This window comes from Stenotrophomonas acidaminiphila (genome assembly GCA_002951995.1).
Lineage (GTDB): Bacteria > Pseudomonadota > Gammaproteobacteria > Xanthomonadales > Xanthomonadaceae > Stenotrophomonas > Stenotrophomonas acidaminiphila_A.
Window position 1 is genome coordinate 1372616 of the sequence record CP019797.1, and the last position, 13811, is coordinate 1386426.

General features: G+C 70.8%; 13 protein-coding genes and 1 pseudogene. 4 read left to right on the forward strand and 10 right to left on the reverse strand.

The features are described from left to right. Positions 1 to 3: 3 nt before the first annotated feature. The 9 genes from B1L07_06015 to B1L07_06055 form a co-directional block, all read right to left on the reverse strand. Positions 4 to 1308, reverse strand: a complete 1305-nt coding sequence (locus tag B1L07_06015; protein ID AUZ54725.1) for a hypothetical protein — start codon at positions 1306 to 1308, stop codon at positions 4 to 6. A gap of 52 nt (positions 1309 to 1360) precedes the next feature. Next, complete coding sequence (locus B1L07_06020; GenBank protein AUZ54726.1) at positions 1361 to 2380, reverse strand: magnesium transporter CorA; 1020 nt, start codon at positions 2378 to 2380, stop codon at positions 1361 to 1363. 6 nt (positions 2381 to 2386) lie between these two features. After that, entirely contained in the window at positions 2387 to 3586 is a 1200-nt protein-coding gene (locus tag B1L07_06025) for a hypothetical protein (protein AUZ56485.1), read from the reverse strand. Positions 3587 to 3636: 50 nt separating this feature from the next. Then, positions 3637 to 4449, reverse strand: a complete 813-nt coding sequence (locus B1L07_06030) for a magnesium/cobalt efflux protein (protein ID AUZ54727.1) — start codon at positions 4447 to 4449, stop codon at positions 3637 to 3639. 134 nt (positions 4450 to 4583) lie between these two features. Continuing rightward, positions 4584 to 5156, reverse strand: a complete 573-nt coding sequence (locus B1L07_06035) for a hypothetical protein (protein AUZ54728.1) — start codon at positions 5154 to 5156, stop codon at positions 4584 to 4586. 34 nt (positions 5157 to 5190) lie between these two features. Beyond that, positions 5191 to 5706, reverse strand: a complete 516-nt coding sequence (locus B1L07_06040) for a hypothetical protein (GenBank protein ID AUZ54729.1) — start codon at positions 5704 to 5706, stop codon at positions 5191 to 5193. 75 nt (positions 5707 to 5781) lie between these two features. Next, positions 5782 to 6267 carry an rRNA maturation RNase YbeY gene (locus tag B1L07_06045; GenBank protein ID AUZ54730.1) on the reverse strand — a complete coding sequence of 162 codons (486 nt, stop codon included), beginning with the start codon at positions 6265 to 6267 and terminating at the stop codon, positions 5782 to 5784. Positions 6268 to 6602: 335 nt separating this feature from the next. Then, complete coding sequence (locus B1L07_06050) at positions 6603 to 7073, reverse strand: hypothetical protein (protein AUZ54731.1); 471 nt, start codon at positions 7071 to 7073, stop codon at positions 6603 to 6605. A 123-nt stretch (positions 7074 to 7196) separates the two neighbouring features. Then, on the reverse strand, positions 7197 to 8180 hold the full coding sequence (locus B1L07_06055; GenBank protein AUZ54732.1) for a phosphate starvation-inducible protein PhoH: 984 nt from the start codon (positions 8178 to 8180) through the stop codon (positions 7197 to 7199). A 197-nt stretch (positions 8181 to 8377) separates the two neighbouring features. On the opposite strand from B1L07_06055, the gene B1L07_06060 reads away from it, so the two are divergent. The 4 genes from B1L07_06060 to B1L07_06075 are packed head-to-tail and all read left to right on the forward strand — an operon-like array spanning position 8378 to position 12072. Further along, positions 8378 to 9082 carry a TetR family transcriptional regulator gene (locus B1L07_06060; GenBank protein AUZ54733.1) on the forward strand — a complete coding sequence of 235 codons (705 nt, stop codon included), beginning with the start codon at positions 8378 to 8380 and terminating at the stop codon, positions 9080 to 9082. Then, a complete protein-coding gene (locus B1L07_06065) occupies positions 9075 to 10040 on the forward strand; it encodes a hemolysin secretion protein D (protein AUZ54734.1) in 966 nt (321 codons plus the stop codon). Before B1L07_06060 ends, B1L07_06065 begins: the two co-directional genes overlap by 8 nt. 20 nt (positions 10041 to 10060) lie before the next feature. Next, positions 10061 to 10987 carry an ABC transporter ATP-binding protein gene (locus B1L07_06070; GenBank protein ID AUZ56486.1) on the forward strand — a complete coding sequence of 309 codons (927 nt, stop codon included), beginning with the start codon at positions 10061 to 10063 and terminating at the stop codon, positions 10985 to 10987. After that, complete coding sequence (locus B1L07_06075; GenBank protein ID AUZ54735.1) at positions 10984 to 12072, forward strand: ABC transporter; 1089 nt, start codon at positions 10984 to 10986, stop codon at positions 12070 to 12072. Before B1L07_06070 ends, B1L07_06075 begins: the two co-directional genes overlap by 4 nt. 270 nt (positions 12073 to 12342) lie before the next feature. Here B1L07_06075 and B1L07_06080 read toward each other — a convergent pair. Further along, a pseudogene (locus tag B1L07_06080) lies at positions 12343 to 13751 on the reverse strand (tRNA (N6-isopentenyl adenosine(37)-C2)-methylthiotransferase MiaB). Between the last annotated feature and the right edge of the window lie 60 nt (positions 13752 to 13811).

Consider the following 13811-nt stretch of genomic DNA (forward strand, 5'->3'; position numbering starts at 1 on the left):
GGTTCAGCCGAACGGCTGGTCGATCGACGGGCTCTGCGGGGTCAGCAGTTCGGCGCCGTCGGCGGTGATGTGCAGGATGTCCTCCAGGCGCACGCCGAACCTGCCGGGCAGGTAGATGCCGGGTTCGTTGCTGAAGGTCATGCCGGGTTCGAGCAGGCGGGTGTTGCCGCGGACCAGGTAATCCCACTCGTGCATGTCCATGCCGATGCCGTGGCCGAGGCGGTGGCTGAAGTAGGTGTAGTCCGGGCCGTAGCCGGCATCGACGATGCGCCTGCGCGCGGCCGCGTCCAGCGCTTCCATCGCCACCCCGGGGCGCGCTGCCCGCAGCGCGCTGGTCTGCGCCTTGAGCACCACGTCGAACACGCGGCGGACGTCATCGCCGGCCTTGCCCAGCACCACGGTGCGGGTGATGTCGCTGGTGTAGCCGTCGGCCCGGCAGCCGCCGTCGAAGATGACCGGCGTGCCCTCGGTCAGCCGCTGCGGTGCATCCGAGCCGTGCGGCGAGGCGGCGGCGGGGCCGATGTTGACGTCGGCGCTGCCGCGCAGGCCGGTGCGCGCATACGCCAGGCTCACCAGCGCGGCGATGTCGTCCTCGGTCATGCCCGGCGCCAGCGCCTTCCACACCGCTTCGTACACCGCCAGGGTGGTCTGGTTGGCCAGCCGCATCAGCGCCAGTTCGGCCGCGCTCTTGATGCGCCGGCAGCCGGCGGTAACCGGCCAGGCATCGACGAACGTGGCGTGGGGCAGGGCGTTCATGATCCCGCGGCTGCGGAAGAACGGCACCGTTTCCTCGATGCCGACCGTGCCGCTGGCGGCGCCGAAGCCGCGCAGCACCTGCGCGACCAGCGCGTAGGGGTCCTCGTCTTCCTGCCAGCCGCGTACGTCGCTGCCGAGTTTGATCTGCTCCAGCGTGCGGCTGCGCTCGAACGCCGGGGTCACATAGACCGGCTCGCCGGTGCGCGGCAGGATCACCCCGGTCAGGCGCTCGCTGTTCCACCAGTGCATGCCGGTGAAATAGGCCAGCGAAGTGCCGGCGCCGATGAACACCGCGTCGATCCGCTGCTGGTCCATCAGCGCCTGCGCGCGTGCCAGGCGCTGCACGCGCTCGTCGACGCTGATCGGTACCACCCGCTGCGCCACCGGCTGCAGCGCGCGGATCGACGCGGGCAGCGTCGGCGCATCGCCCTGGCCATCGGCGGCCAGCGCGCCGCCGGACTGGCCCAGCAGTGGCAGGGCCACCGCGCCGGCAGCCACCGAGCCGCGCAGGAAACGCCGGCGGCGGTGGTCGGAAAGGGTGTCGTCGCGCATGCTGTTCCCCGCAGGGCAATGAAGGATGGGAAGGGCCGCGGGCGGCCCGGGCCTACAGCCAGCCCGAGCGCTTGAACAGCCGGTACAGCACCGCGCAGACGGCGCCGACCAGCAGCACCAGCAGCGGGTAGGCGAAGCGTCCGGCCAGCTCCGGCATGTGGGTGAAGTTCATGCCGTACCAGCTGGTGATCAGGGTCGGCGCGGCCAGCAGTGCCGCCCACGCGCCGAGCCGCTTGACGGTCTCGCCCTGCGCCAGGGTGACCAGCGACAGGTTCACGCTCAGCGCGGTGCCGAGCATCTCGCGCAGGGTGTCGATGGCGTCGTTGACCCGCGCGGCATGGTCCTGCACGTCGCGCAGGTACAGCCGTGCCTCGTCGTTGAGCAGCTGCGCCGGATTGCGCTGCAGCTGCGACAGCGCGTCCTGCAGCGGGGTGACCGCCAGCCGCATCTTGTTGAGTTCGCGCTTGAGGTCGTACAGGCGGATGACGGTGCGGCGCCGGTAGTTCTCGGCGAAGATGTCCTTCTCCAGCGAATCCAGCGTATCGCCGAAGCTGTCGGTGATCGGCAGGTAGTTGTCCACCACCGCGTCGAGCACCGCATACAGGCAGAACGACGGCCCCCGGGCCACCAGGTCGTGCTCGCGCTCCAGCCGCGCGCGTACCGGCGCGTACGACAGCGAGGCGCCATGGCGCACGGTCACCAGGTAGCGCGGGCCGAGGAAGGCATGGGTCTCGCCATAGCGGATGCGCTCCTCGACCACCTGCGCGGTGTGCACCACCACGAACAGCGAGTCGCCGTAGGTCTCCACCTTGGGCCGCTGGTGCGCCTTGCGCGTGTCCTCGATGGCCAGGTCGTGCAGCCCGAACTCGGCCTGCACCTTGTCCAGCACCGCGTCGTCGGGTTCGTACAGGCCGACCCAGACGAAGCCGCGGCTGCTGGCTTCGAGCACGTCGCTGATCGAATCCAGCGCCAGGTTGCGCAGCGTGCCGTCCTCGCCGTACCAGGTGCAGTTGATGACGCAGGGCGGGTTGGCCGCCGCCATGGGGGAAATACCGAGGTCCATGGGCTGCATCGTGCCTCAGCCCGGCACAGGCGCCAAGCCGCGCCGGCCCAGCACCAGGGCCAGCGCCAGGTGGACCGGCAGCAGCAGCACGATCCACTGCATGTTGAACTGGGCCTGCAGCGACAGCCAATGCAGCGGCAGCGACAGCGCGGCGATGCCGGCCAGCGTCCACAGCAGCGCGCCGAACGCGCGGCCCGGCAGGCGCCCGCGCAGCAGTTGCCAGGCGCCCGGCAGCAGGGCCAGCGCCAGCGGATTGAGCAGCAGCAGGTTGCGGTTGCCCCAGGCGGCGCGGTGTTCGCTGGCGCCCCACAGGTAGGCCAGCAGTACCCCGGCCACGCCGCAGAACAGCCAGAACGGCAGCGCGACGCCGCCGAGCACGCGCCGGTGGCCGCGCGCGGCGAAGATCCCGCCGGCCAGGACCAGCCCGGTCAGCAGCCACGGCCACCAGGCGCGGTCATGCTCGCCCGGTTCGGGCGCCAGCCGTTGCGGCAGCAGTTCCTGTTCGGCCTGCACCAGCGGGCGTCCCTGGCTGTTGCGGGCCTCGCGCAGGCCGTCGGCCAGGCGCATCGGCACGAACGCCTCCTGCCAGCGCGACAGTGGCTGGTCGGCCCATGGGCCCAGGCCCAGGTCGAAGCCCAGCCACATCCACGGCGACGGCGAGGCCAGCCGCACCGCTTCGCTGCGGTAGGTGTTGCCGCGCGAACGCCCGGCCAGCTGCGACCGCAGGCCGCCGCCCATGGCGCGGTCGAGCGCGTCGCGCACCATCGTCGAGCAGTTGGCGGTGAAGTAGTCGTAGCGGTAGCGCGCGTTCTCCGGGCGGGAGCGCTCGGCCAGGTCGTCGGCCAGCGCCCGCGCCTGCTGCGGTGGCAGGTCCAGCCACTGGATGGAGGCGCCGCGCCCGGCGTCGCGGTACTGCGCCAGGTCCTCGTCCAGCGGCAGCGCGACCAGGTAGTACATCATCCGCCCGCGCACGAAGTTGCCGATGAAGTCCGGCTCGGACGGGTCGAAGAAGCCGAAATTGTAGGAAATGGCCGGGCCGCCGCCGGGCTCGGCGACCACCAGCGCGTCGTGGCCGAAGCGCTCGAAGAACACCTCGCCCGGCTGCATCGTCACCACGCCGATGCGCGGCGCGCTGCCCGTGGCATCGGCGGCGGGCGCGGCTGCGGCCGATGCCACGCCGGCCACCAGCAACCACAGCAGTGCGCACGCCAGCAGGCGCGTGAGCGGCAGGGCGGGACGCGGCCGCCGGAAAAGACCCGCGGCGATCAAGCGTCGTCCTGCGGGTCGGGCGGCAGCACGGTGACGTGGAAGGCCTGCACCCGCCGCGCGTTGGCGCGCGCCACCCGGAACACGAAACGGTCCAGGGTGAGTTCGTCGCCGATCTCGGGCAGGTGGCCGATGGCCTCGGTGACCAGCCCGCCGATGGTGTCGTAGTCGTCGTCGGAGAACCCGGCGCCGAAGCGTTCGTTGAAGTCCTCGATCGCGGTCAGCGCGTCGACCACGTAGCGGCCGTCGGCCTGGATGGCGATCTGCGCGGTGTGGTCCTCGGCCTCGTCATGCTCGTCGTCGATCTGGCCGACGATCTGCTCAAGCACGTCCTCGATGGTGACCAGCCCGGCGACGCCGCCGTACTCGTCCACCACGATCGCCATGTGGTTGCGCGAGAGCCGGAACTCCTTGAGCAGCACGTTGAGCTTCTTGGACTCGGGGATCAGTACCGCCGGGCGCAGCAGCTCGCGGATGCTGGCGTGGCTGTTGTCGGCGACGACGCCGCGCAGCAGGTCCTTGGCCAGCAGGATGCCGAGCACGTCGTCCTTGTTCTCGCCGTGCACGGGGAAGCGCGAATGGCCGGACTCGACCACCTGCTTCATCAGTTCCAGGAACGGCTGCTCGACCGGAAGGGACACCATCTGCGAGCGCGGGATCATCACGTCGCCGACGGTCAGCTCGGCCACCGCGATGGCGCCTTCCATCATGCGCAGGGTGTCGGCGGCGATCAGGCCGTCCTGCTCGGCCGTCTGCAGCACGGCCACCAGTTCGTCGCGGGTATGGGGTTCGCCGGAGAAGGCCGCGCTCAGGCGTTCAAGCCAGCCGCGTTTCTTTTCGCCCAGCTCCGGGGGGTACTACTGTCGTCTTCGGACATCTCTTCGTTCAGGGCACCCGGCGGACCGGGCGGTGCGGAAAGTCTAGCAGGATGTCCGCGCGCGCCCGCTCAGCCCGGCGGCGTGTCCGCCTTGGCGCCCGCGGCGGGGGGCGGCAGCTCGTTCTCGGCCGGCAGATCCAGGCTGTAGGTGCAGCCGGCCAGGGTCTTCCCAGGGTGCGATTTGACGTTGGACACGCTCAGGATCACCGACTCGATCAGCGCCTCGCCGGTGCTGGCGTCGTTCACGTCGCGGCTGACCAGTTCGCGGCCGGCCATGAACTTGCCGTCGGCGTCATAGCCGGTTTCCAGCTCCAGCGCCGTGGCCAGCGGCCGCGGATCGGCGAGGTCGAGGATCGCCATGATGCTGGAGCCGGCCATGGCGATATGGTCGGACGTATGCCCGAACACGGTCACCGGCGTGTTCAGCATGTACTCGTTCATGAACAGGTTGCCCTGCGGCAGCGGCCGCCAGCCCAGGGCCACCGCCTTGAGCGGATCGGCGGCGATCGGCGCCAGCGCGACGAACTCGCTCACGCTCTGGCGGCACTCGATCAGGGCGGGCAGGTCGATGGCCGGGTCGGCCGATGCGGTGGCCGGCAGCGCGGCGGCGAGCAGCAGTGGCAGCGGGCGGATCGTGGGCACGAGGGGCAGGGTGGTCGCAGGGGCCCCCACGTTATCAGTGCGCGCTCATCCGCCGCCACAGCCAGCCGCCGCCCCAACCCAGCAGGCGCCCCAGCAGGATCAGCGGAACCGCCAGCAGCGTGCACAGCGCCAGCAGTGTTGCCGCCGCGCCGATCGCCCGCAGGACCAGCGCCGTGTTGATGGGAAGGGTGAATGCCGCCTGGGCCGCATCGAGCCGCGGAGCCAGGGCGAAGTACGCCGCCGCCAGCGCGAACGCCAGGCCCAGCGTCAGCGGCGATGCACGGAAGAACCGCAGCGTTGCCACCGGGCGCCCGACGAACAGGCGGGCGATCGCTCGCCAGCCCAGCGGCGCCGTCAACAGCGCCACTACCACCACGGCCAGCGCCCATGTGTCGGGAATCGTGCGCGGACCGAAGACAGGCGCAAGCAGCGACAGATAACAGGTGGCCGCGAACGACACCAGGAACACCGTGGCGGACAGCATGCGCACGACCTGCCCGATGCGATGGCGTGGAGCGGATGGAAGCGGGGCCTGCGTGTGGTCGTTCATCCTGAATGACTCCGTGGCGGTGGCTGGCGCGATTGAATGATGGATCGCCGCCGGTTTCAACCCGGGGGGTGGCGGTCAGCGCTCGCCGGCGTAGGGGTCGGCGATGCCCAGCTCGGCCAGGATCTCGCGCTCGAGCTGTTCCATCGCCTCGGCTTCCTTGTCGTCCTCGTGGTCCCAGCCGAGCAGGTGCAGTACGCCGTGCACGGTCAGGTGCGCGTAGTGCGCGTTGAGCGCCTTGCGCTGCTCACCGGCTTCGCGCGCCACCACCGGCGCGCAGATCACCAGGTCGCCAAGCAGCGGGAACTTGACGCCCTTGGGCAGTCCTTCGGGAATCTCGGCCGGGAAACTGAGCACGTTGGTGGCGTAATCCTTGCCGCGGTAATGGCGGTTCAGCGAGCGGCCTTCGCGGGCATCGACCAGGCGGATCGCCAGGTCGGCCTCGCGGATCCGCCCCTCCAGTGCCGCGGCGACCCAGCGCCGGAAACTCACCGCGGCCGGCAACCCGGCGCGGGGCAGGGCGTAGCTGACGGCGACATCGAGACGGACGGGGCCCTTGGTCATGGCAGTTCCAGCGATCAGGCAGTGCGGAGACGCACAGTATCGCGCGCATGCCGTTTCACCGCGACTTCCACGGGGCCGCGTCGAGGGCGAAGCCCACGCTCGCGGCGCTGGCGCACCGGTCGACGATGCCGGCTTCTCCGGCAGCGCGGTGATCCGGTGCCCCGGTGTGGCGCTTCCGGCGCCGCCACGGTGGAGTCATGCAGGGTGTCGTCGGCGCGGCCGGCGACGTTGGCGACCAGCGGCGCCGGGGCCCGCACGCGCACGGCCGGGTCGGCCAGCACGTTGGATTCACCCGGCCGAATACGCGCCTGCGCGGCCGAGGCGCGCAGCGTGAATCAATTGAACTGCTTGTACAGCCGGTAGCCGTTTGAATCCGGCAGCCAGTCCGGCGGCGGCAGGCGCATGCCCAGCTGCGGTTTGTGCCCAGCGGGTTGCCCGGCCTCGGCCTTGGCCGTGAGCACCGCCGGGTCGATGCCGTGGGCGGGTGGCGTGTTGCCCGTCTCCGGCGGGGTCAGCGGAAACGTGCCCTGGCGCAGTTCGCGCAACTGCATGCAGGTGTCTGGCGCGCCTGCCAGCCGCAGCTGCCGGCGGAAGGCTTGCCATGCCGCCCCCGCCCGCGGCGGCCTGCGGCATCGGGCTGGATCGACCTGCATGTCGACGCGGACCTGCGGGTGATCCTGCAGCGCATGGCGGAATCCCGCGCGCGCATGTTCCCGCTGCGGGTTGAAGCGGCTTTCTTCGCGCTCGAAATCGCCGGCCCGCCCGGGCGCGACCGTCGCAGCCGGTTTGCAGGCAGGCGCACGCATCGCGGCATTCCGGTGGCGGCGGCCGCCGGAATGCCGGTGGCAACGGCCAACAGCCCCCGGTGACAACGCACGCGGAAGGGCCATGGCACCTCCCGTGCGGGTCGGTGCCGGGCGTGCTGGCCGTTACCCGGCCGCGGGGTTGACCCGCTGCAGGTCGCGGCGGTCGTAGGCGCTGACGATGCGCGCCACCAGCGGGTGGCGGACCACGTCGCGCGATTCGAAGAAGGTGAAGCTCACGCCCTCGACGTCGCGCAGCACCTCGATGGCGTCGCGCAGCCCGGATTTGACGTGCTTGGGCAGGTCGGTCTGGGTGAGGTCGCCGGTGACCACCGCGGTCGAGCCGAAGCCCAGCCGGGTCAGGAACATCTTCATCTGCTCGATGGTGGTGTTCTGGGCTTCGTCCAGGATCACGAAGGCGTCGTTGAGCGTGCGCCCGCGCATGTACGCCAGCGGCGCGATCTCGATGACGTTCTTCTCCAGCAGCTTGGCGACCTTCTCCACGCCCAGCATCTCGTACAGCGCGTCGTACAGCGGGCGCAGGTAGGGGTCGACCTTCTGGGTGAGGTCGCCGGGCAGGAAGCCCAGCTTCTCGCCGGCCTCCACCGCCGGGCGCACCAGGATCAGCCGCTGCACGCGCGATTCGTTCAGCGCCTCCACCGCCATGGCCACCGCCAGGAAGGTCTTGCCGGTGCCGGCCGGGCCGATGCCGAAGTTGATGTCGTGGGTGGCGATCTGGTGCAGGTAGCGCGACTGGTTCTGGCCGCGGCCGCGCACGGTGCCGCGCTTGACCTTGATCGCCACGTCCTGCGCCTCGTAGGCGCGCTCGGCCACCTGTTCGACATTGGCGCGGCTCAGCAGCAGATGGATGGCGTGGCTGTCCAGGGTGGTGCCGGCGGCCTCGTCGTAGAGCGCCTTGAGCAGGCGCTCGGCTTCGCCGGCGGCCTTGCCCGGGCCGCTGACGCGGAACACGTTGCCGCGGTTGGCGATCTGCACGCCCAGGCGCAGCTCGATCTGGCGCAGGTTCTCGTCGAACGGGCCGGCGAGGTTGGCCAGCCGCTCGTTGTCGGCCGGGTCGAGGGTGAAATCGTGGTGGATGGTCGCAGTCATGGGTCCAGAAATGGTGCCGGCGCGCCCGGTATCAATGCCGCCGGGGCGAGGGTGGGCATCTTCTCACTTCCGGTCCGCGCGCTGTCCGGGGCGGTGGCGGGCTTCCGGTGGTTGGGGCATGGCGCGAAGACGACCGACCGGGAGGACTGCACCGGATCATCATTGAAATTTAATTGTTCGTTGAATTAAATGTGGCGATGAAACGTTCCCGGTCCACGACACCCGCCACTACCGCCAAGCCCGCCGCGCAGGCGCGCCCGCCGCGCAGGCGCGCACCGGGGCGGCGGCCCGGCGCCGATGCCGTCGACCTGCGCGAACGGCTGCTGGACGCGGCGCTGGCCTGCTTCGTCGCCCAGGGCATCGGCGCCACCTCGCTGCGCGACATCGCCCGTCGCGCCGGCGTGACGCCAGCGCTGCTCCACTATTACTTCGGCGACAAGCTGCAACTGCGCCAGGCGGTGGTGGCCGAACGGCTGTGGCCGGTGATGGCCGAGGTCCATGCCGGGGTGGGCGGGGCGGGCGACGACGTGGCGGCGATAGTGGCCGCCTTCGTCGCTGGCATCACCCGCGCGGTGGCGGCCAATCCGTGGTTGCCGACGCTGTGGGTAAGGGAAATCCTCTGCGAAGGTGGTGCCCTGCGCGGGATGATGCTGGAGCAGGCCGGGCCGTTGCTGCCGCGCCTGCTGATGCAGCGGTTGAGCGCAGCGCAACAGGCCGGGCGGCTCGCCCCGGCGCTGGATCCGCGGCTGCTGGTGGTGTCGATGGTGGGGCTGACGATGTTCCCGCTGGCCAGTGCGCCGATCTGGCAGCAGCTGTTCGGCGCCGGGGAGCTGGGGGCCGATGCAGTGCAGCGGCATGCGATGGCGGTGTTGACGCGCGTTCTGGAGCCGGGGCATGAATGACCGGGGCAACCCCGTGGCATGGGTGTTGGTGCTGGCGCTGGCGGGCTGTTCGCAGCAGGCGCCGCAGGCGCTGGGCACGCTGGAATGGGACCGGGTGACGGTGCCGGCGCCGGTGTCCGAGCGCATCGTGCGCCTGGATGTGCGCGAAGGCCAACGGGTCGCCGCCGGGGCGCCGCTGCTGCAGCTGGAACCGGCGCAGACCCGGGCGCAGCTGGATGCGCTGCAGGCGCGGGTGCAGCAGAGCGACGCCGCACTGCTGGAACTGCGCCATGGCCCGCGCAGCGAAGATATCGACCAGGCCCGCGCGGCGCTGGCCGCCGCGCAGGCGCAGGCGCGCCAAGCGCAGGCGTACCTTGCGCGACTGCGGCCCCTGGCGCAGCGCCAGTTGGTGGCGCCGGCGGAGCTGGATCGCGCGCTGGCCGCCGCGCGCAGCGCACAGGCGCAGGTGCGGCAGGCCGCGGCGGCGCTGGACGAACGCCTGCACGGCAGCCGCAGCGAGCAACTGGCGCAGGGCGAGGCCGCGCTGGCGGCAGCCCGGGCCGCGGCCGCGACGCAATCGCTGCTGCTGGACAAGCTGACCCTGGTGGCCCCGCGTGCCGGTCGCGTCGACAGCCTTCCCTACAAGCTCGGCGACCAGCCGGCGGTGGGCGCGCCGCTGGCGGTGCTGCTGGTGGGGGAGGCGCCCTACGCGCGCGTCTACCTGCCGCAGGCGCTGCGCAACCGGCTGCAGGTGGGCGATCCGCTGCGGGTGCAGCTGCAGCCGGCCGGTCCGGTGTTCGCCGGCCGGGTGCGCATGATCCGCAGCGACCCGGTGTTCACCCCGTACTTCGCGCTGACCGGGCAGGACGCCGAGCGCCTGAGTTACCTGGCCGAGATCAGCCTGGGCAGCGACGCGGCGGCGCTGCCGGTGGGGGCCCCGGTACGGGTGCTGGCCGACGCCGCGGTGGGCGCGCGCTGATGGACGGCGCCGGCGTCGCGATCCGCGCGCGCGGCCTGAGCCGGCGCTTCGGCGCGCTGCGGGCGGTGGACGGCATCGACCTGGACGTGCCGCGCCGCCAGGTGTACGGCTTCCTGGGGCCGAACGGTTCGGGCAAGTCCACCACCATCCGCATGCTGTGCGGCCTGCTCACGCCCAGCGCCGGCGAGATCGAGGTGCTGGGCCTGCGCATTCCCGCGCAGGCCGAGGCGCTGCGCAGCCGCATCGGCTACATGACGCAGAAGTTCTCGCTGTTCGACGACCTGGGCGTGCGCGAGAACCTGGAGTTCATGGCGGCCGTGCACGACCTGCCGGGAGCGCAGGCGCGGCGGCGCATCGACACGCTGGTCGAGCAATACCGTTTCCAGGACCGGCAGAAGCAGCTGGCCGGCACCCTGAGCGGTGGCCAGAAGCAGCGCCTGGCGCTGGCCGCGGCGGTCATCCACCAGCCGGAACTGCTGTTCCTGGACGAGCCCACCAGCGCGGTGGACCCCGAATCGCGCCGCGATTTCTGGGAAAAGCTGTTCGAACTGGCCGATGCCGGCACCACCCTGCTGGTCTCCACCCATTACATGGACGAGGCCGAGCGCTGCCACCGCATCGCCATCCTCGACCGTGGCGTGCTGGTGGCCGACGGCACCCCGGCCGAGCTCACCGCGCGGCTGGCCGGGCGCACGCTCGTGGTCGACGCCGATCCGCCGCGGCAGGCCGCGCGGGTGCTGGCGGCCTGCGCCGGCGTGGCCAGCGTGGCGCAGATCGGCAACCGCCTGCGCGTGCTGCTGGATCCCGGTGCCGCGCCGGCGCCACTGGCCGAAGCGCTGCAGGCGGCGGGCATCGCCGCGCGCATGCACCCCCAGCCCGCCAGCCTGGAAGACGTGTTCGTCGCCGCGACCCGCCAGCGGCCGGCTGCCGCCCGGGACGAGGCATGAAGCTGCGCCGCCTGCTGGGGGTGATGCGCAAGGAGCTGCGGCAGATGCGGCGCGACCGCATCACCCTGGCGATGATCATCGGCATCCCGGTGATGCAGCTGCTGCTGTTCGGCTACGCCATCAACACCAACCTGCGCGATCTGTCCGCGGGTATCGCCGACCAGGCCCGCACCTCGGCCTCGCGGATGCTGGCGCGTGACATCGTGGCCAGCGGCGTGGTGGCGCCGGCGCTGGAGGTGGCGACGCCGCGGCAACTGGTGGACGCGATGCGCCGCGGCGAGATCAGCATCGGCATCGTCATCCCGCCCGACTACGAGCGCCGCCGCGCCGAAGGCCGCGAAGCGCTGCAGATCCTGGTCGACGGCAGTGACAACGCGGTGCAGAGTGCGGCCGCGCAGCTGGCGCGGATGCCGCTGGACGGCATGGCGTTCGACCCGCTGGCGCCGACCCCGGTCAGCGTGGTCGCCTTCTACAACCCGCAGCGCAGTTCGGCGACCAACATCGTACCGGGGCTGGTGGGGGTGATCCTGACCATGACCATGGTGCTGTTCACCGCGGTGGCGATCGTGCGCGAACGCGAACGCGGCAACATGGAACTGCTGATCGCCACGCCGCTGACCAGCGCCGAGCTGATGGTCGGCAAGGTCGTTCCCTACGTGGTGGTCGGGCTGGTGCAGACCAGCATGGTGCTGGCACTGGGCGCGTGGTGCTTCCACGTGCCCATGGGGGGCAGCCTGTGGCATGTGTTCATCGCCGCCAGCCTGCTGATCGTCGCCAACCTGGCGCTGGGGCTGCTGATATCGACCCGCGCGCAGTCGCAGTTCCAGGCGATGCAGATGACCTTCTTCCTGTTCCTGCCGTCGATCCTGCTGTCCGGCTTCATGTTCCCGTTCGCGGGCATGCCGCGTCCGGTGCAATGGCTGGCGGAGCTGCTGCCGCTGACCCATTTCCTGCGCCTGGTGCGCGGGGTGATGCTGCGTGGCGCCAGCCTGTGGGAGCTGTGGCCCGATGCGCTGGCGCTGCTGGTCTTCAGTGCGGTGATGATGGCAGGCGCGATCCTGCGCTTCCGCAAGCGGCTGGACTGAGCATGCGGCGCGGTTGTCCACCGTGGGTGTGGATGCGCGCGCGACGAACCTGTGGATAGCTGCGCGCGCGCCTTGCGTGGCAAGCGGTTGCCGGTGGTGGTGAAAATCTGTCCACGTGGCGCGGGGTTGTCCACAGCGGATGTGGATGAGGCCCGGGCGAACATGTGGATAAGCCGTGGCGGCCGTTGCCGCACAAGGCGGCGCACGGGCTGGCCAGGAACTGGCCAGCGGCCGCGCGCACCGGCAGCCCGGGGGGCAGCCGGCTACGGCTCAGTCCGGGGTGACGATGCGTCCGCGCAGCGAGTTGGTCAGCGCCTCGGTGATGACCACGTCCACGAACTGGCCGATCAGCCGCTTCGGGCCCGGGAAATTGACCGAGCGCATGTTCTCGGTCTTGCCGGTCAGCTCGTTGTCGTCCTTGCGCGAGGTGCCCTCCACCAGCACGGTCTGCACGCTGCCTACCATGTTCCTGGAGATGCCGGCGGCATATGCGTTGATGTGCGCCTGCAGGCGCGACAGGCGCGCGTGCTTCTCCGCCTCGGGGTGGTGTCCTCCAGGTCGGCGGCCGGGGTGCCGGGGCGGCGCGAGTAGATGAAGGAGAAGCTCTGGTCGAAGCCCACGTCCTCGATCAGCTTCATGGTCTTCTCGAAGTCGGCCTCGGTCTCGCCCGGAAAGCCGACGATGAAATCCGAACTGATCGAGATGTCCGGGCGTACCGCGCGCAGCTTGCGGATCTTGGCCTTGAACTCGAGCGCGGTGTAACCGCGCTTCATGGCGCTGAGCACGCGGTCGCTGCCGGCCTGTACCGGCAGGTGCAGGTAATTGGCCAGCTTGGGCACGTCGCGGTAGGCGTCCACCAGCGAGTCGCTGAACTCCAGCGGGTGCGAGGTGGTGAAGCGGATGCGGCCGATGCCGTCGATCTCGGCGATGGTGCGGATCAGCAGGCCGAGGTCGGCGAACTGGGTTTCTCCGTCCGAGCCAAGGCTCGAACTCGGGCCATCGCCGTAAGGCCCGCGATAGGCATTGACGTTCTGGCCGAGCAGGTTGATCTCGCGCACGCCCTGCGCGGCCAGCTGCGCGCACTCCACCACCACGTCCTCGAACGGGCGGCTGACCTCGGTGCCGCGGGTATAGGGCACCACGCAGAACGAGCAGTACTTGGAACAGCCTTCCATGATCGACACGAACGCCGAAGGGCCTTCGGCGCGTGGCTCGGGCAGGCGGTCGAACTTTTCGATCTCGGGGAAGCTGATGTCGACTTGCGGGCGGTTCTGCTCGCGGCGGGCACGGATCAGCTCCGGTAGCCGGTGCAGGGTCTGCGGGCCGAACACCAGGTCCACGTACGGCGCGCGCTTGACGATGGCCTCGCCCTCCTGCGACGCCACGCAGCCACCGACGCCGATGATCACGTCACGACCGCCGGCCTTGAGTTCCTTCCAGCGCCCGAGCTGGCTGAATACCTTCTCCTGCGCCTTCTCGCGGATGGAGCAGGTATTGACCAGCACCACGTCCGCCTCCTCGGGGTTGTCGGTCAGCTCCAGGCCCTCGGCCTGCGCCAGCACGTCGGCCATCTTGGCCGAGTCGTACTCGTTCATCTGGCAACCGTGGGTCTTGATGTAGAGCTTGCCGCGCGCCGGCGTGCCGGCGGCCGCGCCGCGGGCACCGGGCAGGGGGATCAATTCGGGGTGTTCATGTCGACGGAAGACACGGCGGAAACCGCCATGTTCGGCAGGGGGAGG

What these genes read in the sequence shown, in the direction of transcription:
- B1L07_06015 (AUZ54725.1), bottom strand. Translation starts at nt 1,308, where the DNA reads ATGCGCGACGACACCCTTTCCGACCACCGCCGCCGGCGTTTCCTGCGC.
- B1L07_06020 (AUZ54726.1), bottom strand. Translation starts at nt 2,380, where the DNA reads ATGCAGCCCATGGACCTCGGTATTTCCCCCATGGCGGCGGCCAACCCG.
- B1L07_06040 (AUZ54729.1), bottom strand. Translation starts at nt 5,706, where the DNA reads ATGAACGACCACACGCAGGCCCCGCTTCCATCCGCTCCACGCCATCGC.
- B1L07_06045 (AUZ54730.1), bottom strand. Translation starts at nt 6,267, where the DNA reads ATGACCAAGGGCCCCGTCCGTCTCGATGTCGCCGTCAGCTACGCCCTG.
- B1L07_06050 (AUZ54731.1), bottom strand. Translation starts at nt 7,073, where the DNA reads ATGCGTGCGCCTGCCTGCAAACCGGCTGCGACGGTCGCGCCCGGGCGG.
- B1L07_06055 (AUZ54732.1), bottom strand. Translation starts at nt 8,180, where the DNA reads ATGACTGCGACCATCCACCACGATTTCACCCTCGACCCGGCCGACAAC.
- B1L07_06060 (AUZ54733.1), top strand. Translation starts at nt 8,378, where the DNA reads ATGAAACGTTCCCGGTCCACGACACCCGCCACTACCGCCAAGCCCGCC.
- B1L07_06065 (AUZ54734.1), top strand. Translation starts at nt 9,075, where the DNA reads ATGAATGACCGGGGCAACCCCGTGGCATGGGTGTTGGTGCTGGCGCTG.
- B1L07_06075 (AUZ54735.1), top strand. Translation starts at nt 10,984, where the DNA reads ATGAAGCTGCGCCGCCTGCTGGGGGTGATGCGCAAGGAGCTGCGGCAG.